This is a genomic window from Pseudomonas sp. SP16.1 (assembly GCF_052682975.1).
Window position 1 is genome coordinate 4,845,532 of sequence record NZ_JBQYFZ010000001.1, and the last position, 25,515, is coordinate 4,871,046.

26 protein-coding genes are annotated in these 25,515 nt (G+C 68.0%); 13 read left to right on the forward strand and 13 right to left on the reverse strand.

Annotated elements, in window-relative coordinates; all coding sequences use genetic code 11:
• Positions 1-59: 59 nt before the first annotated feature.
• The 4 genes from ACUTAF_RS22865 (at position 60) to ACUTAF_RS22880 (ending at position 5,360) form a co-directional block, all read left to right on the forward strand.
• Positions 60-488, forward strand: a complete 429-nt coding sequence (locus ACUTAF_RS22865) for an RNA-binding S4 domain-containing protein (RefSeq protein ID WP_445582112.1) — start codon at positions 60-62, stop codon at positions 486-488.
• A 194-nt stretch (positions 489-682) separates the two neighbouring features.
• A complete protein-coding gene (hslO, locus tag ACUTAF_RS22870) occupies positions 683-1,570 on the forward strand; it encodes an Hsp33 family molecular chaperone HslO (protein WP_445582113.1) in 888 nt (295 codons plus the stop codon).
• 157 nt (positions 1,571-1,727) lie between these two features.
• Positions 1,728-3,269: a phosphoenolpyruvate carboxykinase gene (locus ACUTAF_RS22875; RefSeq protein ID WP_445582114.1), complete on the forward strand. Its 1,542-nt coding sequence runs from the start codon at positions 1,728-1,730 to the stop codon at positions 3,267-3,269.
• Positions 3,270-3,437: 168 nt separating this feature from the next.
• Positions 3,438-5,360 (forward strand): RecQ family ATP-dependent DNA helicase, encoded by a 1,923-nt coding sequence (locus ACUTAF_RS22880; protein WP_445582115.1) that lies wholly within the window; start codon positions 3,438-3,440, stop codon positions 5,358-5,360.
• 2 nt (positions 5,361-5,362) lie between these two features.
• Here ACUTAF_RS22880 and ACUTAF_RS22885 read toward each other — a convergent pair whose 3' ends face one another.
• Genes ACUTAF_RS22885 through ACUTAF_RS22900 form a run of 4 tightly spaced genes read right to left on the reverse strand, consistent with a single transcriptional unit; the run spans position 5,363 to position 8,795 of the window.
• Entirely contained in the window at positions 5,363-5,959 is a 597-nt protein-coding gene (locus tag ACUTAF_RS22885; protein WP_445582116.1) for an ABC-type transport auxiliary lipoprotein family protein, read from the reverse strand.
• A complete protein-coding gene (locus ACUTAF_RS22890) occupies positions 5,956-6,873 on the reverse strand; it encodes an MlaD family protein (RefSeq protein WP_445582117.1) in 918 nt (305 codons plus the stop codon). The genes ACUTAF_RS22885 and ACUTAF_RS22890 overlap by 4 nt, the downstream gene beginning before the upstream one ends.
• Positions 6,874-7,659 (reverse strand): ABC transporter ATP-binding protein, encoded by a 786-nt coding sequence (locus tag ACUTAF_RS22895; protein ID WP_445582118.1) that lies wholly within the window; start codon positions 7,657-7,659, stop codon positions 6,874-6,876. It abuts the gene before it with no gap.
• Positions 7,656-8,795: an MlaE family ABC transporter permease gene (locus ACUTAF_RS22900; RefSeq protein ID WP_445582119.1), complete on the reverse strand. Its 1,140-nt coding sequence runs from the start codon at positions 8,793-8,795 to the stop codon at positions 7,656-7,658. Before ACUTAF_RS22900 ends, ACUTAF_RS22895 begins: the two co-directional genes overlap by 4 nt.
• A gap of 148 nt (positions 8,796-8,943) precedes the next feature.
• Between ACUTAF_RS22900 and ACUTAF_RS22905 the strand changes: the two genes are divergently transcribed.
• The 3 genes from ACUTAF_RS22905 (at position 8,944) to ACUTAF_RS22915 (ending at position 10,657) form a co-directional block, all read left to right on the forward strand.
• A complete protein-coding gene (locus ACUTAF_RS22905) occupies positions 8,944-9,285 on the forward strand; it encodes a cupin domain-containing protein (protein ID WP_021444215.1) in 342 nt (113 codons plus the stop codon).
• A 186-nt stretch (positions 9,286-9,471) separates the two neighbouring features.
• Positions 9,472-9,897 carry an HPF/RaiA family ribosome-associated protein gene (locus ACUTAF_RS22910; RefSeq protein ID WP_122109320.1) on the forward strand — a complete coding sequence of 142 codons (426 nt, stop codon included), beginning with the start codon at positions 9,472-9,474 and terminating at the stop codon, positions 9,895-9,897.
• A 613-nt stretch (positions 9,898-10,510) separates the two neighbouring features.
• Positions 10,511-10,657 carry a hypothetical protein gene (locus ACUTAF_RS22915; RefSeq protein ID WP_445582120.1) on the forward strand — a complete coding sequence of 49 codons (147 nt, stop codon included), beginning with the start codon at positions 10,511-10,513 and terminating at the stop codon, positions 10,655-10,657.
• Positions 10,658-10,737: 80 nt separating this feature from the next.
• Here ACUTAF_RS22915 and ACUTAF_RS22920 read toward each other — a convergent pair whose 3' ends face one another.
• Entirely contained in the window at positions 10,738-10,980 is a 243-nt protein-coding gene (locus ACUTAF_RS22920; protein WP_445582121.1) for a hypothetical protein, read from the reverse strand.
• Between the two features lie 40 nt (positions 10,981-11,020).
• Between ACUTAF_RS22920 and ACUTAF_RS22925 the strand changes: the two genes are divergently transcribed.
• The 5 genes from ACUTAF_RS22925 (at position 11,021) to ACUTAF_RS22945 (ending at position 16,562) form a co-directional block, all read left to right on the forward strand.
• A complete protein-coding gene (locus ACUTAF_RS22925) occupies positions 11,021-11,251 on the forward strand; it encodes a hypothetical protein (RefSeq protein ID WP_445582122.1) in 231 nt (76 codons plus the stop codon).
• Between the two features lie 247 nt (positions 11,252-11,498).
• Entirely contained in the window at positions 11,499-13,565 is a 2,067-nt protein-coding gene (locus ACUTAF_RS22930) for a multicopper oxidase family protein (protein WP_445582123.1), read from the forward strand.
• Positions 13,566-13,921: 356 nt separating this feature from the next.
• The gene (locus ACUTAF_RS22935) at positions 13,922-14,089 is read left to right on the forward strand and encodes a hypothetical protein (protein ID WP_445582124.1); all 168 of its coding nucleotides are present in this window, start codon (positions 13,922-13,924) and stop codon (positions 14,087-14,089) included.
• Between the two features lie 246 nt (positions 14,090-14,335).
• Positions 14,336-15,256 carry an aldo/keto reductase gene (locus ACUTAF_RS22940; protein ID WP_445582125.1) on the forward strand — a complete coding sequence of 307 codons (921 nt, stop codon included), beginning with the start codon at positions 14,336-14,338 and terminating at the stop codon, positions 15,254-15,256.
• 1 nt (position 15,257) lies between these two features.
• The gene (locus ACUTAF_RS22945; protein WP_445582126.1) at positions 15,258-16,562 is read left to right on the forward strand and encodes an NTP/NDP exchange transporter; all 1,305 of its coding nucleotides are present in this window, start codon (positions 15,258-15,260) and stop codon (positions 16,560-16,562) included.
• Here ACUTAF_RS22945 and ggt read toward each other — a convergent pair.
• The 7 genes from ggt to ACUTAF_RS22980 all read right to left on the reverse strand — a co-directional run bounded on the left by ggt (position 16,559) and on the right by ACUTAF_RS22980 (position 23,489).
• Positions 16,559-18,217 (reverse strand): gamma-glutamyltransferase, encoded by a 1,659-nt coding sequence (ggt, locus tag ACUTAF_RS22950; RefSeq protein ID WP_445582127.1) that lies wholly within the window; start codon positions 18,215-18,217, stop codon positions 16,559-16,561. The genes ACUTAF_RS22945 and ggt overlap by 4 nt on opposite strands.
• 144 nt (positions 18,218-18,361) lie before the next feature.
• Positions 18,362-18,613: a YfhL family 4Fe-4S dicluster ferredoxin gene (locus tag ACUTAF_RS22955; protein WP_445582128.1), complete on the reverse strand. Its 252-nt coding sequence runs from the start codon at positions 18,611-18,613 to the stop codon at positions 18,362-18,364.
• A 158-nt stretch (positions 18,614-18,771) separates the two neighbouring features.
• Complete coding sequence (coaD, locus tag ACUTAF_RS22960; RefSeq protein ID WP_445582129.1) at positions 18,772-19,254, reverse strand: pantetheine-phosphate adenylyltransferase; 483 nt, start codon at positions 19,252-19,254, stop codon at positions 18,772-18,774.
• Between the two features lie 75 nt (positions 19,255-19,329).
• Entirely contained in the window at positions 19,330-19,701 is a 372-nt protein-coding gene (locus ACUTAF_RS22965; RefSeq protein ID WP_445582130.1) for a phosphopantetheine adenylyltransferase, read from the reverse strand.
• A 1-nt stretch (position 19,702) separates the two neighbouring features.
• Positions 19,703-21,295, reverse strand: coding sequence for a GMC family oxidoreductase (locus ACUTAF_RS22970; protein WP_445582131.1), 1,593 nt, complete (start codon positions 21,293-21,295; stop codon positions 19,703-19,705).
• A 175-nt stretch (positions 21,296-21,470) separates the two neighbouring features.
• Positions 21,471-22,016, reverse strand: a complete 546-nt coding sequence (locus ACUTAF_RS22975; RefSeq protein ID WP_445582132.1) for a twin-arginine translocation pathway signal protein — start codon at positions 22,014-22,016, stop codon at positions 21,471-21,473.
• Between the two features lie 42 nt (positions 22,017-22,058).
• Complete coding sequence (locus ACUTAF_RS22980; protein ID WP_445582133.1) at positions 22,059-23,489, reverse strand: coniferyl aldehyde dehydrogenase; 1,431 nt, start codon at positions 23,487-23,489, stop codon at positions 22,059-22,061.
• 226 nt (positions 23,490-23,715) lie between these two features.
• Between ACUTAF_RS22980 and ACUTAF_RS22985 the strand changes: the two genes are divergently transcribed.
• Positions 23,716-24,375 carry a TetR/AcrR family transcriptional regulator gene (locus tag ACUTAF_RS22985; protein ID WP_445582134.1) on the forward strand — a complete coding sequence of 220 codons (660 nt, stop codon included), beginning with the start codon at positions 23,716-23,718 and terminating at the stop codon, positions 24,373-24,375.
• Positions 24,376-24,431: 56 nt separating this feature from the next.
• On the opposite strand, the gene ACUTAF_RS22990 is transcribed toward ACUTAF_RS22985, so the two are convergent.
• Positions 24,432-25,415, reverse strand: coding sequence for a hydrolase (locus ACUTAF_RS22990; protein WP_445582135.1), 984 nt, complete (start codon positions 25,413-25,415; stop codon positions 24,432-24,434).
• Positions 25,416-25,515: the final 100 nt, after the last annotated feature.

Sequence of the window (25,515 nt, forward strand, 5' to 3'; positions counted from 1 at the left end):
GCGCCGTGGGACAACTGCATCAGGCAGATCTCGGCGGATGCGCAATCCCAGGGAGTCAGATGAGCGACAAAGACGACGACAAGGTGCGCCTGGACAAGTGGCTGTGGGCCGCACGCTTCTACAAGACCCGTGCGCTGGCCAAGGCGGCCATCGAGGGCGGCAAGGTGCACCACCGCGGCGAACGCTGCAAGCCGGGCAAGGAGCCGAGGGTCGGTGACGAGTACGTGCTGCGCACCGGTTTCGACGAGCGCACCGTGGTGGTGCTGGCGCTGTCGGCGGTGCGCCGCGGCGCGCCGGAGGCGCAGTTGCTGTACCGCGAGACCGAGGAGAGCGTCGCCCGCCGCGAGCAGGCCGCGGCCATGCGCAAGGCCGGCGCCCTCGGCGTGCAGACCGACGGTCGGCCGAGCAAGAAGCAGCGCCGGCAGATCCAGCACTTCAACGAGCAGCAGGACGGCGGCCTGCGCCACCCCTGGGCGGACGAGGAGTAGGAGGCGCAGGCTGGACATGGCACGGCCTCGTCCACCGCCCGCTCAGGCGTGCATGTCCGCCCCCATCCGCCCAGGCGCGCGCCGCCGCGGCTCGGCCGATATGGCCCTCACGCGACACCCGGGCCTTGGTTGGTCGGGCATTTGTGCATAAAATCGCCAGCCTTTTTATGCAGACCCAGGCAGGCGAGCCCGCGATGACCGATTTCAGCCAACGCTTTCTCTTCGACGACACCGACGTGCGCGGCGAGATGGTCGCCCTGAGCGAGAGCTATGCCCACGTGCTGGCCAAGCACAGCTATCCGCAGCCGGTGGCGCAGTTGCTCGGCGAGCTGATGGCCGCCACCGCCCTGCTGGTCGGCACCCTCAAGTTCGATGGCCTGCTGGTCCTGCAGGCGCGCTCGGAAGGCCCGCTGTCGCTGCTGATGGTGGAGTGCTCCAGCACCCGCGAGCTGCGCGGCATCGCCCGCTACGACGGTGAGCGCATCAGCGCCGATGCCGAGCTGCACGACCTGATGCCCGACGGCGTGCTGGCGATCACCGTCGACCCGGCCAAGGGGCAGCGCTACCAGGGCATAGTCGCCCTCGACGGCGTCGATCTGGCCGAGTGCCTGTCCAACTACTTCGCCAGCTCCGAGCAGCTGCCCACCCGCTTCTGGCTCAGGGCCGACGGTCAGCGTGCCCGCGGCCTGCTGCTGCAGCAGCTGCCGCCGCAACAGCAGCGCGAGGCCGAGGCGCGCCAGGAAAGCTGGAACCACCTGCTGACCCTGGCCGACACCCTCACCGCCGAGGAACTGCTCGGCCTGGACAACCCGACCCTGCTGCATCGCCTCTACCACCAGGAGAACGTGCGCCTGTTCGACGCGCAGGCGCTGCAGTTCCGCTGCAGCTGCTCGCGCGAGCGGTCGGCCGGTGCCCTGGTCAGCCTCGGCCAGCACGACGCCGAACTGCTGCTGGCCGAACAGGGTGGCCAGGTGGTGATCGACTGCCAGTTCTGCAACGAGCGCTACGCCTTCGACGCCGCCGACATCGCCCAGCTGTTCGCCGGTGGCGGCAGCGAGGCGCCGGCTCCGACCCGTCATTGATGAACTTTTTCGGGCGATAGCCGCTCTCTATCGGACCGGAGGATGCCAAGGAATTCTCTTTTCTGGCATACTCCCGCGACTTTTTTACCGTGTAGTGCAGTTGCCCCTGCACTACACCACGTTCGGAAGACTCGGCCAGCGGCCGACGGGGACCCTCATGACGCAAGCCAACAACGCCGTGTACACCGACATCAGCGCCGCGCAACTGGTCGAAGAAGCCATCCGCCGTGGCGAAGGCGAACTGGCCGCCAACGGCTCGCTGGTGGTACGCACCGGCCACCGTACCGGGCGCTCGCCGGCCGATCGGTTCATCGTTCAGGAGCCGAGCAGCGAGGCGCAGATCGCCTGGGGTGCGATCAACCGTCCGTTCCCGGCCGACAAGTTCAATGCCCTGTGGGACCGCGTCGAGGCGTTCAACAACGCCCAGGATCATTTCGTTTCCCATGTGCACGTCGGCTCCGCCGAGGCGCACTACCTGGCGGTCAAGATGACTACCGCCACCGCCTGGCAGAACCTGTTCGGCCGTTGCCTGTTCATCGAGCCCGAGCAGTACAACCCGGCCGGCAAGGCCGAGTGGCAGATCCTCAACGTCGCCAACTTCGAGTGCGTGCCCGAGCGCGACGGCACCAACTCCGACGGCTGCGTGATCATCAACTTCGCCGCCAAGAAGGTACTGATCGCCGGCATGCGCTACGCCGGCGAGATGAAGAAGGCCATGTTCAGCGTGCAGAACTTCCTGCTGCCGGAAGCCGACGTGCTGCCGATGCACTGCGCCGCCAACATCGGCGAGGAAGGCGACGTCACCCTGTTCTTCGGCCTGTCCGGCACCGGCAAGACCACCCTGTCGGCCGACGAGTCGCGCTACCTGATCGGCGACGACGAGCACGGCTGGGGCGAGGGCGTGGTGTTCAACATCGAGGGCGGCTGCTACGCCAAGTGCATCGACCTGTCGGAGAAGAACGAGCCGGTGATCTGGAAGGCCATCCAGTTCGGCGCCGTGCTGGAGAACGTGGTGCTCGACGACAAGCGCGTGCCGAACTACGCCGACGACAGCCTGACCCAGAATAGCCGCGCCGCCTACCCGCTGACCCACGTCGAGAAGCGCAGCGAGCGGAACCTCGGCGGCGAGCCGAACGCGGTGATTTTCCTCACCTGCGACCTGACCGGCGTACTGCCGCCGGTGTCGATCCTCAACGAGGAACAGGCCGCCTACCACTTCCTCTCCGGCTACACCGCGCTGGTCGGCTCCACCGAGATGGGCAGCGGCGCCGGCATCAAGTCGACCTTCTCCACCTGCTTCGGCGCGCCGTTCTTCCCGCGCCCGGCCGGTGTCTACGCCGAGCTGCTGATCAAGCGGATCAAGGCCTTCGGCTCCAAGGTCTATCTGGTCAATACTGGTTGGACTGGGGGTGGATACGGCGTCGGCAAGCGCTTCAGCATCCCCACCACCCGTGGCGTGATCGCGGCGATCCAGAGCGGTGCGCTGATCGGTGCCGAGACTGAGCAGCTGCCGATCATCAACCTCAACGTGCCGAAGTCGGTGCCGGGCGTGGACACCAACCTGCTCAACCCGCGCAACACCTGGGCAGACCAGAACGCCTACGACGAGGCCGCCAAGGCCCTGGCCAAGCTGTTCATCGACAACTTCCAGAAGTTCGACGTCAGCGACGCCATCAAGAACGCCGGCCCGCAGCTCTAAGCTCGCGCCGCGCTCCACGACAAGGCCGCCTTCGGGCGGCTTTGTCGTTTCCGGGTAGGGTGCGCCGCGCGCACCGGTTCATCACGGGACTCTGTCGGTGTGCATGGCGCATCCTACCGAACCGCGTTATGGTCATGGGCCATTCGGCGGTCAATGGAGTGACGGCTTATGTCCACCCTCAAACGTGTCTTCGGTTTCGCTCAGCTGCGCCCCGGTCAGGAGCAGGTGGTCAGCGCTGTGCTCGCCGGCCGCTCGGCGGCAGCGATCTTTCCCACCGGCTCGGGCAAGTCGCTGTGCTATCAGCTGCCGGCGCTGCACCTGCCCCATCTGACCCTGGTGATCTCGCCGCTGCTGGCGCTGATGCAGGATCAGCTGGCCTTTCTCCACGCCCGCGGCATCGCGGCGGCCAGCATCGACTCGGCGCAAGACCGCGAACAGGCCAGTGCGGTCATGGCCAGGGCCAAGGCCGGCGAGCTGAAGATCCTGATGATCTCGGTGGAGCGCCTGAAGAACGAACGTTTCCGCCATTTCATCGCCCAGGTGCCGATCTCCCTGCTGGTGGTCGACGAGGCGCACTGCATCTCCGAATGGGGCCACAACTTCCGCCCCGACTACCTCAAGCTGCCCGACTACCAGCGCCAGTTCGGCATCGGCCAGGTGTTGTTGCTCACCGCCACGGCGACGCCCAAGGTGATTGCCGACATGCGCGAGAAGTTCGCCATCGCCGAGGCCGACGTGGTCACCACCGGCTTCTACCGCGCCAACCTCAACCTGCTGGTCGAGCCGGTGGCAGGCGCAGCCAAGCTGCGCCGGCTGCAGGACTGGCTGGCGCTGCGGCGCGGCCAGGCCAGCATCGTCTACGTCACCCAGCAGAAGACCGCCGAGCAGGTCGCCGAGCGGCTGGCGCGAGACGGTCTGGCGGCCAGCGCCTACCACGCCGGCATGGCCTTTGATGCGCGCGAATCGATCCAGCGCCGTTTCATGGCCGGCGAGCTGCAGTGCATCGTCGCCACCATCGCCTTCGGCATGGGCATCGACAAGCGCGATATCCGCAACGTGGTGCACTTCGACCTGCCGAAATCCATTGAGAACTACAGCCAGGAGATCGGCCGCGCCGGGCGTGACGGCCAGGCCTCGGACTGCCTGGTGCTGGCCAACCGCGACAGCCTCAGCGTGCTGGAGAACTTCGTCTACGGCGATACCCCGGAGCTGGCCGGCATCCGCAAGGTGCTCGACGAGCTGCACGCGGCCGGCACGGGCGGGCAATGGGAGTTGATGCTGGGCCAGTTGTCCGAGCAGAGCAATATTCGCGCATTGCCGCTCAAGACCCTGCTGGTGCAGCTGGAACTGCGCGGCATCATCGCGCCGCGCTACGCCTATTTCGCCGAATACCGCTTCAAGCTGCTGCTGGAAGAAGAAGCGCTGCTGGCGCAGTTCGAGGGCGAACGGCGCCAGTTCGTCGAGGCCATCCTGGCCAGCTCGCGCCGCGCCCGCACCTGGTCCACCCTGGATTTCGATGCTCTGTATCGCGACCACGGCGCCGAACGCGCGCGGGTGATCAAGGCGCTGGACTACTTCCAGGAGAAGGGCTGGGTCGAGCTGGAAAGCAAGCAGATGACCGAGGTCTACACCCTGCTGGACGGCGAATTCGACCCGGCCGTCCTGGCCGAGCAGCTGCACGCGCACTTCCGCGCCCACGAAGCCAGCGAAATCGCCCGCATCCAGGCCATGCTCGCCCTGTTCGAGAGCCGCGACTGCTTGAGCCGGCGCCTGGCCCTGTACTTCGGCGACGTCCAGGCCCCCGAGCGCTGCGGGCATTGCTCGGTATGTCAGGGCCGCGTCGCCGTCCTGCCGCCACCGCCCGAACTGCCGCCTTTGAGCGGGCGCGATGCGCAGGCGCTATGCGCCGCCTTCGTCGAGAAACACCTGCAGTATGCCGGCCAGGCGCCGAGCCGCGAATGCCTGACGCGCTTTCTCTGCGGCATCGCCACGCCGCTGCTGAGCAAGCTCAAGGCACGCCAGCTGGCTGGCTTCGCCGCACTGGAGGATTACCCCTACGCCGGAGTGCGCGATTGGCTGGGAACCATGTAGGGTCAGCGATTGCGTTGCCCCTCATTTAGCGTCCAGTCCACCAACTCCCGAGCCAGGTGATCGCCGGCCAGGCCGAAGGCCGCCACCACGGCGTCTATCGAGCTATCGCTGGCCGGTTGGCTGGCGCTGAAGCGGCGGCTGGCGAGGATGCGCTGGTCGCGCGCATCGACCAGGAGCACGTCGAGCTGGATCAGCGCCTCGGGCCGTTCGCCCTGGTACTGGCTGTGGAAGGCGCGCAGCTCGCTGACCAGTTCCAGATCGGCCTGCAGGCGCTGTGCATCGCTGCTCAGGGCGCGAATGCGGCCGTCATCGTGGAAGGCGTCGAGCAGGCGCGCCTGCAGCAGTTGCGGGGTGCGCTCGCTCCAGCGTGCGCCCTGGTAGGTGTTGACCCGCCCGGCCTCGGGCAGCACGACGATGCGCGTGCCGTCGAGCAGCTGGTTGCTGCCCGGGCTGGCGATGCGCAGGGCCCAGTCGACGGCGCCGCTCTGCGCCGGCAGCGGGCCGGCCGGTAGCAGGTAGACCTCCAGCGGCTCGCTCCGCGGCAGGATCGAGCAGGCGCCGAGCAGGCCGGCGGCCAGCAGCAGGGACAGGCGCTTCATGGTTGGAACTCCTTGATGCTGTCGTTGCGCAGCAGGTAGCCGGTGGGGTCCTGCTCCAGGCGCTGGGAGAAGCTGCGCAGGGCGGCGAGGGTGTCGCGCAGTTCGCCGATCGCCGGGCCGAGCTCGCCGAGGCCCTGCAGGCCGTTGTCCAGTGCGCTGCGATTGGCTTCGAGCAACTGTTCGATATTGCCGCTGCTGCGCTCCAGCGAGGCCATCAGTCGTTCGCTGCTGGCCAGTACCTGGTGGCCCTGGCCCTCGACCAGACGATTGGCGCTGCGCATCAGTTCGGCGGCCTCGCGGGTGGCGGCGCCGGCCTGGCGCAGCGTCTCGGTCAGTTCTTCGCGCTGCTCGGCGAGGCCGGCGCTGGCCTGCTCCAGGTGGTCCAGGGTGCGCGAAACGCGTTCGGCGTTCTCGCGCGAGAGCATGCGGTTGGCGCGGTTGAGCAGGCGGGTGACGTTGATCATCAGGTCCTCGCCGTTGGCCATCAGGCGCGAGAGCGGCGAGCGGTCGGCGACTATGATTGCCGGCTGGCCGTCCTCGCCCACCAGCGGCGGGCTGTCGGGGCTGCCGCCGTGCAGCTGGATCACCGCCAGGCCGGTGATGCCGGTGATCGCCAGGCGCGCGCGGGTGTCCTGCTTGATCGGCGTGGGGCCGACGATGCGGATGCGCGCACGCACGGTGCGCGGGTCCTGCGGGTCGAGGCCGAGGCTGACCACGTCGCCGACCTTGATCCCGCTGTACTGCACCGCGCTGCCCTGCGACAGGCCGGTGACCGACTCGTTGAAGATCACTTCATAATCGGTGAAGGCGCGGTCGGCGCCGGCCTTGTTCAGCCACAGGGCGAACAGCAGGGCGGCGCCCGCCATGAGTACGGTGAACAGGCCGATCAGCACGTGATGGGCTCTGGGTTCCATTCATTGACTCCCCGCCGCGCTGGCGGCTTGTGCGGCCGCGCGCCCGCGCGGGCCGTGAAAATATTCCTGAATCCAGGCATCGTCGGTGGCCACCACCGCCTCCAGGCGGTCGGCCACCAGCACCTTCTTCTGCGCCAGCACGGCGACCCGGTCGCAGATGCTGTACAGCGTATCCAGGTCGTGGGTGACCAGGAACACGCTGAGGCCCAGGCTGTCGCACAGCGTGCGGATCAGCTGGTCGAAGGCCGCCGCGCCGATGGGGTCGAGGCCGGCGGTGGGCTCGTCGAGAAACAGGATCTCCGGGTCCAGCGCCAGCGCGCGGGCCAGGGCGGCGCGCTTGACCATGCCGCCGGACAGCGAGCCGGGGTACTTGCCGGCGGCGTCCTGCGGCAAGCCGGCGAGGGCGATCTTGACCCGCGCCAGGCGCTCGGCGGCGGCACGCGACAGGCCGGCATGCTCGATCAGCGGCAGGGCGACGTTCTCGCTGACGGTCAGCGAGGTAAACAGCGCGCCGCGCTGGTAGAGCACGCCGAAGCGCCGCTCCAGCTGCGAGCGGCGTTCGGCCGGCAGGCTCAGCAGCTCTTCGCCGAACACCCGCACGGTGCCGGCATTGGGCTGGCGCAGGCCGACGATGCTGCGCAGCAGCACCGATTTGCCGGTGCCCGAGCCGCCGACCACGCCGAGGATCTCGCCGCGATACAGGTCGAAGTCCAGGTGCTGGTGCACCAGCTGCGCGCCGAAGCGGTTGCACAGGCCGCGCACCTCGATGATGGTCTCGCGGCTCACCAGCCCATCTCCATCAGAAACAGTGCGGCGAGGGCGTCGAGCAGGATCACCACGAAGATCGACTGCACCACCGCCGAGGTGGTATGGGCGCCCACCGACTGCGCGCTGCCGCTGACCTTGAAGCCTTCCAGGCAACCGATCAGGGCGATCAGGAAGGCGAAGACCGGCGCCTTGAGCAGGCCGACCAGCAGATGTCGCAGCAGCTCGCCGTCCTGCAGGATCGACAGATACAGGGGCGGCGGGATGTCCAGGCTCAGCGCGCAGACCAGCGCGCCGCCGAACATGCCGCTGAGCATGGCGATGAAGGTGAGGATCGGCAGGGCGATCAGCATGGCGAACACCCGCGGCAACACCAGCAGCTCGACCGGATTCAGACCCAGGGTGCGGATGGCGTCGATCTCCTCGTTCGCCTTCATCGAGCCGATCTGTGCGGTGAAGGCACTGGCGGTGCGGCCGGCCATGAGGATGGCGGTGAGCAGCACGCCGAACTCGCGCAGGAAGGAGTAGGCCACCAGGTTGACCGTATAGATGCTGGCGCCGAAGTCGGCGAGGATGGTGGCGCCGAGGAAGGCCACCACGGCGCCGACCAGGAAGGTCAGCAGGGCGACGATGGGCACCGCGTTGAGCCCGCACTGCTCCAGATGCGCCGCCAGCGAGGTCAGGCGCCAGCGCGCCGGGCGCAGGGCGATGGCGAGCATGCTGGCCAGGGTCAGGCCAATGAAACCGAGCAACTCCTGGCCGTGGCGCCAGGTGGTTTCGACTGCCTCGCCGATATGCCCGAGCACCTCGCGCAGCACCGAGGGCGGTGCAGGCGCCGGCGCCTCGCGGTTGCCGTGCATGGCGTCGGCCACCGCCAGCAGCAGGGCGCGGCGCTGCTCGCCGAGTTCGGCCTGCCCTGCCACCTGGCGCAGGCGCCACTCGCCGAGCAGCTCCAGCAGCAGCGCGGCGCCGGCGGTATCCAGCGCCGCCAGCTCGCGCAGGTCGACCGGCTCCTCGTCCTGCATGCGCTCGCGCTGCGCCTGCACCTGCGGTTCGAGGTGGCTGTAGTGGGGCAGCGTCCAGTCGCCGCCGATGCGCAGGCCCGGGGCGGCCTCCGTGCGGCTGGTCTGGAGCGGAGTCAGGTAGGGCCTGGTCATGGTCGACAGCTTAGCGCCGTGCCGGGCCGTCCCGCCAGTCGGGCGCCGTTGCGCGTTTACAGGCAGTTGCAGGTCGAGATCAGACAATCGCGCGCCAGGCTGCGGCCCTAGGCTGGGCGGGTTTCGTTCCCCCTCTCAAGGAGCCGTCATGCAACCCATCACCGTATTGCGCGATACCCAGCCCGTCCCCGTGCTCGATGCCTGCAAGTGGCAGCGTCTCGACGGCGAACCGCACACCGTCAACCTCAACGCCTACACCTCGGAAGACGGCAAGAAGATCATGGGCACCTGGATCTGCACCCCGGGCAAGTGGCGGGTGGCCTACGACAAGTGGGAGTACTGCCACTTCCAGGAGGGCTACTGCATCATCACCCCGGACGGCCAGGAGCCGATCCACCTGCGCGCCGGCGACATCTTCATCGTCGAGCCGGGCATGTGCGGCACCTGGGAAGTGGTCGAGACGGTGCGCAAATACTTCGTGTTTGCCTGAGCACTGCGCCCGGCGGGCTCTTCGCGTGCGCGCGTCCTGGCGCGCAGGCGTCGATGCAGACCCGCAGCGCGGCGTCGGCGAGCTGCACGAGGAGCCGATTGTTTCTCGTCCAGGCATCGACAAATCGCCCCGTCTCTGCGATCTATGCCCTCAGGAAGTTCTAGACCGGAAGAAGTGAGGCACCTTATGCAGGTTCAAGTGAACAGCAACCATATCGAAGGAAGTGCCCGGCTGCAGGATTGGGTCAGTGCGACCTTGACGGAGCGCCTGGAGCGCTTCGACGAGTTCCTCACCCGCATCGAGGTTCACCTCACCGACGAGAACGGCAGCAAGGCCGGTGTCGACGACAAGCGTTGCCACATCGAGGCGCGCCCCAAGGGCCATCAAGCCATCTCGGTCACCCACAGGGCGGCATCGCTGGACCTCGCCGTGGACGGCGCCGCCGAGAAGATGCGGCACGCCCTCGAGCACCTGGTCGGCCGACTCGAGGTCAAGGCCGTGTCGACCGGGCATCTCGACGATCCGCGTTTCAGCGAAGAGCCCGCCCATATCACCGAGGCCTTGCTCCAGGAAGAGTTCCTGGCCAGGCAGGAAGCCCGCGGCCGGGAGTGATGCCCAGGCGCCTGTCGGACTTTACCGTTCGTAGCGAGGGAAAGGCCGTGGTCCGACATTTCGGTTTGCGGGTGTGACCCCCCGTGCAGTTTTGTTGGTTTTCGAGGCGGGGACCGCCCCGCGGATGGCTAGCTATTTAGCGTGAAAGTCGCACAGCGACGCCCTCCTTTTCCTTCTCCACCCGGGAGACTAATCGGCAGTATCGCCGATTGGCACGGCGCAAGCCGCCCGCAGGGTGAGGTACAGGGATGTGGCGAATGCAGGTGGCGCGCAGCGCCGGATGAGGGAGGCGGGCATGCCGCGAAGGCTTTGATCATTCGGGGTGCCTCTCGCGGTATGCCCGTTAACGAGAAGGAGCAGCAAAAATGGCCCATCTACCCATGAAGAAGGGCTTTTTCGCAGTAGCACAGCGTTAAGTCCGACAGGCTCCTCGCGTCGGCCTGGCGCCCGCGGACATGGGAACCCGCGCAGCGCGGCCACCGGTCGCAGGGAAAGGCCTGCGACCCGGCTGACGTGCTGGCAGATAGCCTGTTATGCGTCTGCGACGCACAGCATGGATGGGACCTGACAGCCCCATCGCATGGGTGCTGCCACCGGACGAAAGGACTCGACCATGAATAGCCAGAAGGAACAGCGAAAACTCCCCGCGCTGCGGGCGCACATCGACCAGATGCTCCGCGAGGGTTGGGAGATCATCGATCGCAACCCTCTCAAGTTGCGCAGCGGCCGCACACCTGCCTGGTCATGCACGGCATGCTGATCGGTGAAGGCGCGCACTGCCATTCGTCAGTTCTGCCCGGGCTATTGCCCGTCGTCGGCCTCCTGCACCAAGCGCAGGAACTAGGCGGCAAAGTCGGGATACTCGCCGCGCAGCAGTTCCGGCAGGCGTGCACGGAAGTCCTCCCGCTGATTCCACTCGCGCATGTAGTCGTCCCAGGAGTGCCTGCGCCGGCGCCTCTTCGCGTCCATGCGCTGGTCGTACACCAGCAGGTAGGCGCGCTCGAACAGCGAGATGAGCATGTCGAAGATCAGCAGCATGCGCTCGCGTTGCTCGTCGCTCAGGTCCGGGTTGGCCAGCACCACCTCGAGAAAGTCGATGTAGGCGTCGGAGATCTGCTGCCAGGTGTCTTCCTCCTCGTTCGCGCGCTCCTTGCGCTGCTCGAAGAAGAAACACCGCGATCGTGAACGGCAGGGCTACCACGGTGACCATGTAGGACAGCAGTTCCCAGGTTTCCAGCAGCATATCGACACCCTTGCGCCGTTGTTGGCAGAGCAGGCAAGGATCATTCTGGCGCAAATCGGCCTGGGGCTTTGCCTGGCGGTTGCAGGCGACCAGCGGAACGCCACTGTGTAACGGCGTAACTAAGCTTCATTTGCTGGCGAAGTGATTTCAGCCAGTCGATTTGTCGTCCATGTCGCAGTACTTCTCGAACAGCATCGCGTTCATGCGGGTGGTCTTCAGGTAAGGCGGTGGCTCAAGTGGGACAAGGGACGTCGTGCAGCAGCGTGTCGTTTGCAACCTGATCGGGTGGATGCCTTCGACGAATTGATGGACGGCCCAAGCGGCAGTTCAGGCAATTTGACGGGTAGAGGTTCGCATCATGTTCACACGACGTACGTTCCTGAAATACACCGGCGGTACCGTCCTCACCCTGTTCGCGGTCAACCGCTTCGGCGTGCCGGTGGCGATCGCGCAGATTCCCGGCGGCTCGCTGGATCCGGTCCTGGTCGCCAAGTTCCAGACGCCGCTGCTGATTCCGCCGGTGATGCCCAAGGCGGCGCGATTCATCCAGATGGGCGGCAAGCGGGTCGACTACTACGAGGTCGCGCTCAGGCAGTTCAGCCAGCAGATACTCCCCGCGGGCCTGCCCGCCACCAAGGTCTGGGGCTATGGCGCGGTCGCGGCCGCCGGCAGAAGAGGCTTGCTGCTGCACAACGCCCCCTCGCTGACCATCGAAGCCAGCTGGGACACCCCGGTGCGGGTCAAGTGGATCAATGACCTCAAGGATGACGCTGGCAACTTCCTCCCGCACCTGCTGCCGGTCGACCCGACCCTGCACTGGGCCAACCCGCCCGGAGGCAGCGCCGGCCGCGACACGCGCCCGAGCTTCGGCAGCACGCCCGCGTCCTACACCGGGCCGGTGCCCATGGTCACCCACGTGCACGGCGCGGTCGGCGTCGGCGACGAGAGCGACGGTTATGCCGAGGCCTGGTACCTGCCCGATGCCAGCGACATCCCCGCCGATTACGCCCGCGAAGGCCGTTGGTACCAGTTCTTCGCCGGCAAGGCGCAGCAGAAATTTGGCGCGACCTGGGGGCCGGGCTTCGCCACCTGCCAGTACCCCAACCTCAACCGCGCCTCGACCCTCTGGTACCACGACCACACCCTGGGCATGACCCGGCTGAACGTCTATGCCGGGCCGGCCGGGTTCTACATCATCCGTGGCGGCCCTGCCGGCGACGCCGCGCTGCTCGACACGCGCTTCGGCACGCCGGCGCTGCTGCCGGGGCCGGCCCCCAGGGAGAACGACAAGTTTCCGCCGAACAAGACCTACTACGAGATCCCCCTGGCGATCCAGGACCGTTCCTTCAACGCCGACGGCTCGCTGTTCTACCCGGATTCCCGCGCCGTCTTCGACGAGATCTCCGGCCCCTTCATTCCCGACAGCGACATCGCGCCGCTGTGGAACCCCGAGTTCTTCGGCAACATGCTGATGGTCAACGGCAGTACCTGGCCCTTCCACACCGTCGAACAGGTGCGCTACCGCCTGCGCCTGCTCAACGGCTGCCAGTCGCGCTTCCTGATCCTCGACTTCAACGCCATCCCCGGGGTGGAGGTCTGGCAGATCGGCAACGAGGGCGGCTTCCTCGCCGCGCCGGTCAATCTCACGGCCGACCACGGCAATCGCCTGCTGATGGGCCTGGCCGAGCGGGTCGACCTGATCGTCGATTTCAGCCAGGTGCCGCCGGGCAACTATGTACTGGCCAATGTCGGTCCGGACGAGCCCTTCGGCGGCGGCGAGCCGGATGTCGACTTCGATATCGCCGACCCGGACAGCACCGGCCAGGTCATGCAGTTGCGGGTGGTGCCGGCGCTGGCGGCCGATCCGAGCACGCCACCGCAGTTCCTGCAGTTGCCGGCGATCACGCCGCTGCCAGAGGCAAGCGTCACCCGCCCACTGGTGCTGCTCGAGGAGATGTCGGCGTTCTTCGCCGACGCGCCGGCCGAAGCGTTGCTCGGCACCCTGGCGGGCGATCCGGGCGAGGCCCCGGCCGCCTGGAACAAGCGCCTGTGGATGGAGCCGGTCAGCGAGAACCCGGCCCTGGGCGCGACTGAGGTCTGGGAGCTGTACAACGCCACCGGCGACGCCCACCCGATGCATATCCACGAGGTCGCGTTCGAAGTCATCGATCGGCAGGACATCTTCGTCGACGAGCAGGCCGAGACGATCCAGCTCGCCCCCGGCTCGCTGCCGACCCCGGCCGAGCCCTGGGAGACCGGTTTCAAGGACACCGTGATTGCCTATCCCGGCCAGGTCACCCGCCTGCGGGCGCAGTTCAACACGCCGGGCCAGTTCGTCTGGCACTGCCACATCGTCGAACACGAGGACAACGAGATGATGCGCCCCTATCGCATCGGCCCGCTGCAGCCGGGACAGCCGGATTAGTCAGGCGGCGGGCGGGTCGATGCGCTGGGGGCGCCGGCCTGGGCCTCGTCCGCGCTGGCCGACCAGGTTCAGGCGCGCTTCCCCGGCGATGGCTTCGCGAGCCAGGCGCTGCTGCGCTACGGCAAGCTGGAGGACGGCTACCCGCAGTTTTTCCAGCCGAGCGCCGCGCAGGACGAGGCGCTGGCGACCTCCTGAACGGCGCCGTCCATGGCGATTTTCCTACAGCAGTTGACGCCGTTTCGCGGCTTAACGGCCTGGCACTGCGCCACTACACTTTTGCCGACTGTGTCACGGATGAATCCCTTGGCGTCATGGCACTTTGCCTTGCGCCAAACCCGCCTGAGAAGGACTCGGCCATGAAGGAACAGCGTCACCTGCCCGCCCTGCGGGCCCATATCGATCAACTGCTGAGCAAGGGCTGGGTGATCGCCAGTCGCGATCCGCTGACGCTGCGCAACGGTCACCGCTGCTACCTGGTATCCCATGGCATGCTGATCAGCGAGTCCACCAGCCGGGCCGCCTGAGCCGTCCCGCGCATTTTTCCCAACCACTGCGCCGCCTTTCCCCCCCTTGGCGCGGCGGTGCTTTTGGTTACCGGATATTGCATCCACTGCCCGCCCGCTCGCCTCTGCGCCTCCCTGAACAGGGGCCTGTAGCCCTTTCGCGCCTCCCTGCACCTGCCCTCCCGCGCCCGGCAACGCCTTGGTCTGCGCGGCGTCTGTGCCTATAACGAACGAACTGCGTTCGTCCCGTCACAGAGGAGCCACGTCATGCCCAGTCGCCGCCGCTTTCTCCAGCACAGCGCCAGCCTCGCCGCGCTGACCGCGTTGACGCCCTGGCTGCCCGCCGGCGCATTCGCCGCCGGCGGCCTGTTGCAGCGCCAGATTCCCAGCAGCGGCGAGTCGCTGCCGGTGATCGGCCTGGGCACTTCGCGCACCCACGACGTGACCCTGAACGAGGCGGCGCTGGCGCCGTTGCGCGAGGTGCTGCAGACCCTGGTCAACGGTGGCGCCAGCCTGATCGACACCGCGCCGAGCTACGGCCGCGCCGAGGCGGTATGCGGCGCGCTGGCGGCCGAGGACGAGCTGCGCAGCAAGCTGTTTCTCGCCACCAAGGTATCGTCGAGCGGTCGCGCGGCCGGCGAGCGGCAGCTGGCGGAGAGCTTTGCCGCGCTCAGGACCGACACCCTCGACCTGGTCCAGGTGCACAACCTGCAGGACACCGCCACCCAACTTCGCCTGCTGCGCGAGCTCAAGGAGCAGGGGCGGGTGCGTTATATCGGTGTGACCCATTATCTGGAGTCGGCCCACGAGCGCCTGCTGGAGGTGCTGCGCCGCGAGCCGGTGGATTTCGTCCAGTTCAACTACTCGGTCGGCGAGCGCAACGCCGAGCGCGAGCTGCTGCCCTTCTGCGCCGACAAGGGCATCGCCGTGCTGATCAACCGGCCGTTCCAGCGCGGCGCGCTGTTCGCCCGGGTGCGAGACCAGAAGCTGCCGGACTGGGCCACGGTGGAGCTGGACGCCAACTCCTGGGCGCAGCTGCTGCTCAAGTTCATCCTCGCCGAGCCGGCGGTTACCGCGGTGATCCCGGCCACTTCCAAGCCGCACTACATGGCCGACAACCTGCTGGCCGGCCAGGGGCGCCTGCCGGATGCGGCACAGCGCCGGCGCATCGTCGAGCTGTTCGCCTGAGATGTCGGCTCGCGGCCGGCGCCTGGCGCGGGCGATCAACGCCGAGCCGGGGGAGTTGAGCGCGGTACTGGCCGCCTTCGCCCTGTTCTTCTGCCTGTTCGCCGGCTACTTCATGCTGCGCCCGGTGCGCGAGGCGATGGGTATCACCGGCGGAGTGGAGAATCTGCAGTGGCTGTTCAGCGCCACCTTCGTCGCCATGCTGGTGGCGGTGCCGCTGTTGGCCTGGCTCAGCTCGAGGGTGCCGCGCCTGCATTTCATCGACTGGGCGTACGGCTTCTTCTGCCTCAACCTGCTGGGCTTCGTCCTGCTGTTCTGGCTGCAGCGCGACAGCCTGTGGCTGGCACGGATGTTCTACGTGTGGCTCTCGGTCTACAACCTGTTCGTCATCTCGGTGGCCTGGAGCCTGATGGCCGACGTGTTCGACGGCGCCCAGGCGCGGCGGCTGTTCGCCTTCATCGCCGCCGGGGCCAGCGTCGGCGGCCTGTGCGGGCCGCTGCTGAGCGCATTGCTGATCGGCGCCGTGGGCGAGTCCGGGCTGATGCTGCTGGCGGCCGCGCTGCTCGGCCTGGCGATGGCGCTCAAGCAGCAGCTGATGGCCTGGCGCGAGCGCGCCGGCGCCGGCCGCCCCGGCGCGCCGCCCAGCGAGAGTCCCAGGCGGCCGGTGGCGGGCAACCCGTTCAGCGGCCTGACCCGGGTGCTGGGGTCGCGCTATCTGCTGGGCATCGCCGCCTTCGTCCTGCTGCTGACCACCGTGAGCACCTTTCTCTACTTCGAGCAGGCGCGCCTGGTGGCCGAACTGTTCCCGGATCGCGCCGCGCAGGTGCGGGTGTTCGGCGTGATCGATTTCGTCGTGCAGGCCGGCGCGCTGACCGCGCAGCTGTTCGTCACCGGGCGGGTGGCGCAGAAGCTCGGCGTACGCGTGCTGTTGGCGGCGGTGCCGGCGCTGGTCTGCCTGGGCTTTCTCGGCCTGGCGCTGGCGCCGACCTTCGCCGTGCTGGCGGCGCTGATGGTCGTGCGGCGCATCGGCGAGTACGCCTTCGTCCGCCCCGGGCGCGAGATGCTGTTCGCGCCGCTGGATGCCGAGAGCAAGTACAAGGCGAAGAACCTTATCGACACCCTGGTCTACCGCGGCGGCGATGCGCTGAGCGGCTGGGCCAAGGCCGGGCTGGACATGCTCGGCCACGGCGCCTGGCTGGTGGCCCTGGTCGGTGCGCTGTGCGCGGCGCTCTGGGGCCTGCTCGGCTGGTACCTGGGCGGCCGCGCCGATCGTCAGGTCGGCGCCGGGTCGCTGGCGCCGCCGCGTTAGGGCAGGGCGCGGCCGATACCGCGCGGGTCGCTGGCCGCCTGCACCTCGCCGCTGACCTTGTCCCACAGCAGCACCTGCTGGTTGCCGTACTGCCGCTCCAGTGCCTTGAGCTGGTGGCCGCGGGCCTGCAGCTCGGCGATCTGCGCAGCGCTGAAGGTATCCGGCTCGTGCTCGATGACATCCGGCAGGAACTGGTGGTGGTAGCGCGCCACCGCCGGCCAGCGCGCGATGGGCTGGCCGTCCAGGTATTCGAGCATGGCCAGCAGCACCATGCTGGGGATGCGGCTGCCGCCCGGCGTGCCGAAGGCGGCGAAGGCCGCGTCGCTCTCGATAAAGCTCGGGCTCATGGACGACAGCGGCCGCTTGCCGGCGGCGATGGCGTTGGCCTGGCTGCCGGCCAGGCCGTAGGCGTTGGCGCCCTGGATATCGGCGGCGAAGTCGTCCATCTCGTCGTTGAGCAGCACGCCGGTGCCCGGCACGGTGAAGGCGGCGCCGAACGGCAGGTTGATCGACAGGGTGGCGGCCACCGCGTTGCCTTGGCTGTCGAGCACGGCGAAGTGGGTGGTGTGGTCGCCCTCGCGCCAGGTGCCGGCCGGCGGCAGGCTGGCGCTGGGCGTGGCGCGTTCGGGGTCGATACTGCCGGCCAGCACTGCCAGGTGGCCGGGCGACAGCAGTTGCTCGAGCGGGTTGCCGACGAAGTCCGGATCGCCGAGCAGGCCACGGTCGCGATAGGCGCGGCGCAGCGCCTCGACCACGTAATGCACGCGCTGCACCGGCTCGGCCTCGCGCCAGGGCAGCTGGCCGAGGATCGCCAGGCTCTGCGCCAGCGCCACGCCGCCGGCCGAGGGCGGCGGTGCGCTGATCAGCTCGCGGCCGTCCTCCAGCGCGAAGCGCAGCGGTTCGCGGCGTACGCTGCGGTACTCGCGCAGGTCGTCCAGGCTCCAGATGCCGCCGGCCTTGCGCACCCCGGCGACCAGGCGCTCGGCCATCGGCCCCTCGTAGAAACCGGCGCGGCCGCGCGCGGCCAGCGCCTGCAGGGTCGCCGCCAGCTCCGGCTGGCGCAGCCGATGGCCTTCGGCCGGCACTTCGCCGCGGTCGAGGAACAGCCGGGCACTTTCCGCATCGTCGCGCAGCGCCGCCAGGCGCCAGGTGGCGCGCTCGCGGTAGACGTGGTCGACGGCGAAACCCTGGTTGGCCAGGGCGATGGCCGGCGCCAGGCTGTCCTTCAGCGGCAGGCGGCCATGCCGCTCGGCCAGCTCCACCAGGGCCGCCGGCAGGCCGGGGATGGCGGCGGCCAGCGCACCGTCGAGCGACAGTCCGCGTTGCACCTTGCCGTCCCTTCGGTACATGTCGGCCCTGGCTTGCAGCGGCGCGCGTTCGCGGGCGTCGAGGAAATCGTAGCGCGGCGTCTCGCCGGCCGTGCGCAGCAGGAAGAAACCGCCGCCGCCGAGGCCGGAGCCATAGGGCTCGACCACTGCCAGGGCGGCGCTGGCGGCTACCGCGGCGTCGAAGGCGTTGCCGCCGGCGTCGAGCATCTGCTGCGCGGCGGCGGTGGCGGCGGGGTGGGCGGTGGCGATGGCGGCCTGCTGCGGCGCGGCCTGGGCCAGCAGGCTGGCGGCGAGCAGCAGGGTCGAGAGCAGGAGTTGGCGCAACATGCGAGCTACCGGAGGCGACTGGGGGAAGGACGAAGCTTAGCAGGCTCGGTATGCGCGGGTAGCGGCGGGGCGCGGTGGTCTTGCCGGCGCTGCGCGGCGAGAGGCCCGTCCAGCGTGTCGGGGCGGGCCTCGGCGGTGTGGCCGTCAGGCCTTGCCGGTGATGATCCGGTACTTCTGCATCAGTTCGTCCTTGCTCTCGACGTTGTTCGGATCGAGGGGGATGCAGTCCACCGGGCAGACCTGCTGGCACTGCGGCTCGTCGTAGTGGCCGACGCACTCGGTGCACAGGTTGGGATCGATCACGTAGATCTCCTCGCCCTGGGAGATGGCGCCGTTGGGGCACTCGGGTTCGCAGACGTCGCAGTTGATGCAGTCGTCGGTGATGATCAGGGACATGGAACAACTCCTGTCGAGGCGGGGCCGCGACACTATCAGACAACGGTAGGCGAATTGTGCCGGATTGCCGGGATGCGCGCCATGCGCTCCGGCAGCGCAGGGGCGCTGCGCACGCAAGGGCCCGCTGCCGGCGCGCCCTTGGACGTGCCGGTTGCCGCTTAGCGCTGGTGAAAGCGCTGGCTGAGGGCGTCGGCCACCACCGGGTGGACGAACTTGGAAATGTCGCCGCCGAGCGCCGCGATCTCGCGCACCAGGGTCGAGGAGATGAAGGAGTATTTCTCCGACGGGGTGAGGAACAGGCTTTCCACGTCCGGCGCCAGTTGGCGGTTCATGTTGGCCAACTGGAACTCGTACTCGAAGTCCGACACCGCGCGCAGGCCGCGCAGCAGCACGTTGGCGCCCTGTTCCTTGGCGAAGTGCGCAAGCAGGGTGGAAAACCCCATCACTTCGACGTTGGGCAGATGCTTGGTGACCTCGCGGGCCAGCTCCACGCGTTGTTCCAGGGGGAACAGCGGGTTCTTCTTCGGGCTGGCGGCGACGGCGATGATGACGTGATCGAACAGCCGCGAGGCGCGCTCGACCAGATCGCCATGGCCCCGGGTGATGGGGTCGAAGGTGCCGGGGTATAACACTCGATTCATCGGGACGTCCTGGCGGGTCGAAAGGGAGTCGGATGGTAGCGCAGCGTTTCCCTCAGGGCCAAGCGTGACGACGGTTCAGCTGTTGCGCAGGTGCAGGGCGAGTGCTGGCACCAGGCAGGCCAGGGCGATCCAGTCGGCGACCACCACTCGACGCAAAGCCTCGTTGTAGACGGGGGCGCTGCATGCCAGCAGGAGAAAGGCGAGCACGCTGACCAGCCCACCGACCAGGGCCGCGCCGCGTAGCGTCGGGACGAACGCCGCGGCGACCAGCAGGGCGCCGAGCAGGCCGAACAGCACGGCGCGGTGGCGCATGAGGATCTGCAGGTTGGGCTCGTCCAGGGCGATGCCGTACAGCGCATTGAGGCGTTCGCCGCCCATAACGCCGGCCAGCGGCAGCAGGTGGATGACCCCCGCCACCAGCAGCAGAAAGCCGATCAGCTTGCTCACCTCAGGTCTTCAGCCGCTCGGCCAGCAGCGTGGCGAGCTTGGCGGTGAGGCCGTAGATCGACAGCTGCGGGTTGGCGCCGATGCTGGTGGGAAACAGCGAGCCGTCGTGGATCGACAGGTTGGCCAGCTGGTGATGCCGGCCGAGGCTGTCGACCACGGCCTGCTGTGGATCCTCGCCCATGGCGCAGCCGCCCATCACGTGGGCGCTGCCCAGGCGGGTGCGGTACAGCGCCAGGTCGAGGTTCTCGATCATCTTCCTGGCCGCGCTCCAGCTCTTCACGTAGCCGGCGTCGGCGTGCAGCGGCATCACGGCTTTGGCGCCGGCGGCGAATTGGATCTCGGCCATGCTGAGGAAGGCGCGGCGCACGCCGTCCCAGCTGTAGTCGGTCATCCGGTAGTCGAGCACCGGGCTGCCGTCGCCGCGCAGCTCCACCCGGCCCTCGGCGCTGCCTTCGTGGAAGCCGTCGCGCAGCAGGGCGAGCATCAGGTTGGTGTGCGGCAACTGCTCCAGGCGTAGGGCGTTCTCGTGGCCGAAGTCGCCGAGCAGGGTGGCGGTCAGCGCCGGGTGCAGCGGCGGCACCTCCAGCTTGTAGGAAAGGCGTCCGGCGGTACCGTCGTCCCACTGGAAGTGGTCGGAGTAGATGGACTGCGGCGCGCCGTAGAAGGGATTGATCTTCTGCTCGAAGCTGGCGGCGGAGAAGTTCACCAGGTGCAGGTAGGTGCGCCGGCCGACACGCTGGTGCGGATCGGGCGCGTTGGAGCGTAGCAGGATGCCCGGGGTGTTGATGCCGCCGCCGGCCAGCACGTAATGCCGTGCCTTGACCCGAATGCGCTTGCCGGTGGGCGCCACGCAGCGTTCGTCCATGCCCTGGCAGTCGAGGCTGACCACCTGGTCGCCTTCGATCAGCAGCTTGTCGGCGCGCGCCAGGTAGAGCAGCTCGCCGCCAGCATCCAGGGTGGTGGGGATGGTGGTGACCAGCATCGACTGCTTGGCGTTGGTCGGGCAGCCCATGCCGCAGTAGCCGAGGTTCCAGCAGCCGCGCACGTTGCGCGGAATCACCGCCCAGTGGTAGCCGAGTTTTTCGCAGCCGCTGCGGATCACCTCGTTGTTGGCATTCGGTGGCACCGCCCAGGGCGCCACGCCCAGGCGCTGTTCCATCTTCTCGAACCAGGGCGCCATGGACTCGACGTCATGGTCCTGCACCCCGTGCACCTCGGCCCAGTGCGCCAGGGTCTGCGGCGGGGTGCGGAAGCTGCTGGTCCAGTTGACCAGGGTGGTACCGCCGACGGCGCGGCCCTGGAGGATGGTGATGGCGCCATCCTTGCTCATGCGGCCGATGCCCTCCTGATAGAGGGTCGGGTAGGCCTCGGCCTCCTGCATCCTGAAATCGTCGCTGGTCTTCAGTGGGCCTTCCTCGATCAGCAGCACCTTGTAGCCGGCGGCGCTGAGGATCTCCGCGGTGGTGCCGCCACCGGCGCCGCTGCCGACGATGGCGACATCGGCCTCCAGGGTCAGGTCATGTTCCAGACGCGAACCGTCGTATGTCTTCCAGCCCCTGGCCAGGCCTTGCTTGAACAGATCGGGTACGGGCATTGTTTTTCCTCGGAGTCACTGAAACCTACTGCGCGATCCGATTGCGGCGTCAGGTTCTCGCCCGTTACTCGGCGTACTTCAGTACAGCCTCGTCACGTGCTGCGAGCCTTCCTTGCACTCGAACCGCTCGCTACGGTTTCAGAGGCCTCATGCTGATAGTGGAGGTTGGCTAAGTTCAGACGGTCGGCGGCCCCGGGTAGCCGCAATGGGCCCAGGACTCCGGCCGGCTGTACCAGGCCATCATCACCAGCTGCAGCAGCGAGGCGTGGCCCATGCGCAGCAGGCTCAGGCTGCTGTTCTGCCAGCGCGTGAGGAACTGCCGCACGTCGTCGCCACCGGCCTTGTCCCAGCTGACCCACACCCCGGTCAGCGGGCCGCGGGTGATGGGCAGGGCGAGCGCGTCGAACAGTTGCACGGTGAGCCCCCGCATCTCCGGCGACAGGTGCGCCAGGCTGGTGTCGAGGCTCTTCAGCGTGCCGTCGATGGCCTGCGGCATCTGCTCGGCACTGACGGCGCCGTCGAGCATCACCGGGATCAGTGCGCGCAGAAAGGGCAGGTCGCTGCTGCGCAGGATCAGGTAGCCATTGGCTGGCGTGCTGGCCGAGCAGCCGCTGAGGGTGGCGGTCAGCCCGGCAGTGCCGAGCAGCGCCGTGCCCAGCAGGCCGACCTTGAGCAGATTGCGCCGCGACAGTTGCGGCGCGTTCAGGGTGGTGTCGTTCATTGTTGTTGTCACCAGGCGTAAAACGGGCGCTGCCCGCGTTGTTCAGCGTACGAACAGCTTGTAGACCAGCTTCTGGATCGCCTTGCCATAGGGCGGGTAGATCAGCCGCGCGGCGTTGAAGCGCTGCTTGATGAACACGCCCTTGGCCTTGCTAAAGGTCAGGAAGCCTTCGTGACCGTGGTAATGACCCATGCCGGAGGGGCCGATGCCGCCGAACGGCATGTCGTCCTGGGCCACGTGCAGCAACGTGTCGTTCAGGCATACGCCGCCGGAATGGGTCTCGTGCAGCACGCGCTGTTGCTCGCGTCTGTCGTAGCCGAAGTAGTACAGCGCCAGCGGCCGGGGCCGCGCGTTGACGTAGGCGAAGGCATCTTCAATACGCTCGTAGGGCACCACCGGCAGCAGCGGGCCGAAGATCTCGTCCTGCATCAGCTTCATGTCGTCGTTGACGTCCAGCACCAGGCTCTGCGGCAGGCGCCGGCCCTGGGCTTCGGGGTAGATAGGGACGATGCGCGCGCCCTTGGCCTGGGCGTCCTGCAGGTAGCCGGTCAGGCGGGCCAGCTGGCGCTCGTTGATGATCGCGGTGTAGTCCGGGTTGTCCGCAAGCGTCGGGTAGAAGCGCCGCACCGCCTCGCGGTAGGCGGCGACAAAGCCCTCCACCCGGTCCCTCGGCACCAGCACGTAGTCCGGCGCCACGCAGGTCTGCCCGGCGTTGAGGGTCTTGCCGAAGGCGATGCGCTCGGCGGCGTGCTCCAGCGGCACGTCGGCGGAAACGATAACCGGCGACTTGCCGCCCAGCTCCAGGGTCACCGGGGTCAGGTTCTCGGCGGCGGCGCGCATCACGTGCCGGCCGATGCTGGTGGCGCCGGTGAACAGCAGGTGGTCGAACGGCAGCTTGGAGAAGGCCATGCCGACTTCCGCCTCGCCCAGGGCAACGCTGACCAGGTCCTCGGGGAAGATGCGCGCCAGCAGGTCCTTGACCAGCTGCGAGGTGGCCGGGGTGGACTCGCTCATCTTGATCATCACCCGGTTGCCGGCCGCCAGCGCGCCAACCAGCGGGCCGATGGCGAGAAACACCGGGTAGTTCCACGGCACGATGATGCCGACTACGCCCAGCGGCTGGTAGATGACCTTGGCCGCAGCGGGCATGAACTGCAGGCCGACGCTGCGCCGCGACGGCTTCATCCATTTCTTGATGCGCTTGGTCGCGTAGTGGATGCCGTGCAGGCTGGGCATCAGCTCGGCGAGCAGGGTCTCGTCGGCCGAACGGTTGCTGAAATCCTGGGAAATCGCGGCAATCAGTGCGCCCTGCTGCTGGGTCAGCAGTTCGCTCAGAGACTTGAGCCACTGGCTGCGCTGTTCGGCCGAAGGCATGGGGTTGGCGGCAAAGGCCGCACGCTGCAGGGCGAAGGTGCTGTCCAGCTGGTCGATCTGCTGTTGGTTGTGCTGCAGGTAGGCGATGTCGGCGACCATGGGGCTTCTCCTCGACGTTCCAGCTGGGCGGCGGTGTGCGCCGCGATTCGACTGAGCTGGATTTTTAGAGCAATTGCTCTAATGTGTCAAATAGCATGCCGTCCCGTGGCCCTTGTCGCAGCCTAACCAAAGGTCAGCCGCTGGCCGGCCTGTGTGCGAGAGGTAACACCCGCGGCGTTTCTCGCTGTACCTTTGCCGCTTTCCCTTCACGAGACCGAGCCGCGCCATGGCGCCACCCAAGACCCGCGAGCGCATCGTTCAAGCCAGCCTGGAGCTGTTCAACAGCCAGGGCGAGCGCAGCGTTACCACCAACCATATCGCCGCGCACCTGGGGATTTCGCCGGGCAACCTGTACTACCACTTCCGCAACAAGCAGGCGATCATCGCCGAGCTGTTCGCCCAGTACGAGGCGCAGGTCGACGGCTTTCTGCGCCGGCCCGAGGGCCGCGCGCTGACGGTGGACGACAAGACCTTCTACCTGGAGGCGCTGCTGGCGGCGATGTGGCACTACCGCTTCCTGCACCGCGACCTCGAACACCTGCTGGAGGCCGACGCCGAGCTGGCTGGGCGCTACCGCGCCTTCGCCCGCCGCTGCCTGGTGGGCGCCCAGGCGATCTACCAGGGCTTCGTCGAGGCCGACATCCTGCTGATGAGCCCGGCGCAGATCGAGGCGCTGACGCTCAATGCCTGGATCATCATGACCTCCTGGGTGCGCTTTCTCTGCACCGCCGGCGCCAGCCCGGACAACCTCAGCCAGGACATGCTGCGCCGCGGCATCTACCAGGTGCTGGCGCTGGAGGGCGGCTACATCGCCCCATCCGCGCGCGAGGCGGTCGAAGCGCTGTACGGCCGCCTGCATGTGCCGCTGGAGCAGGTGTTGGGGTGATCTGCTTGGCTCCGCGGCGATCCCCCTAGCCCGGATTGCATCCGGGCTAGGGCAGATCAGGCGCCCAGTGCTGCCAACCACTCGGGAATCCGCCGCTCCAGGTAATACCCAGGCCGCCGCGGACTGCCCTCGACGAAACCGACATGGCCGCCGCGTGCGTGCAGTTCGAACTCGGTGCCGGGCGCCAGCTCGCCGGCCTCGGGCAGGCTGTGGCGGAAGATGAAGGGATCGTCCGCGGCCTGGATGATCAAGGTCGGCGTGCGGATTGCGCCGAGGTAGAAGCGGCTGGAGGCGCGCCGGTAGTAGTCCTGGGCGTCCGCGTAGCCATGCAGCGGCGCGGTGATGCGGCCGTCGAAGTCCCAGAAGGTGCGCAGGCCGTCCAACGGGCCGAGGCGTTCCAGCACCGACAGGCGTTCCGCCTGGCCCTGTTCGCTGAACAGGCGCTGCTTGCCCTGCACGTAGGCGACCATCTCGCGCATGAAGTGCGCCTGGTAGACCCGCGAGAAGCCCAGGCCGATGCGGTCCGCGCACTGGTCCAGGCGAAACGGCACCGACACCGCCACGGCCGCCTGCAGCTGGCTCTGCGCGCCGCTCTCGCCGAGGTACTTGAGCAGCACGTTGCCGCCCAGCGAGTAGCCCACCGCATACAGCGGCGCCATGGGGCGTTGCGCGCGCAGGTGGGTGACGACGGCGGCCAGATCCTCGCTGGCGCCGGAGTGGTAGCCGCGCGGCAGCAGGTTGGGCTCGCCGGAGCAGCCGCGCCAGTTCAGCGCCACGCTGGCCCAGCCGCGCGCGGCCAGGGCCTGCTGCAGGCCGAGCACGTAGAGCGAGCTGGAACTGCCGGTCAGGCCGTGCAGCACCAGCACCAGCGGCGCCTGGGGCTCATGTGGGCCGTGCCAGTCGAGGTCGAGGAAGTCGCCGTCGTCCAGCCACAGCCGTTCGCGCTGGCGCGCAAGCGTCGGCGGCTTGCGGCAGAAGGGGTTCCACAGCGTTTGCAGATGCGGGCCGGGCAGCCACCAGGCGGGTTGGAAGGGGGTCATGAAGATGTCCTGTAGGGTGGATCGGGGCGCGTAGCTGACGCTTCACCCATCCACCGCTCACGCGATCATGGTGGATGTAAACAGCGACATCCACCCTACG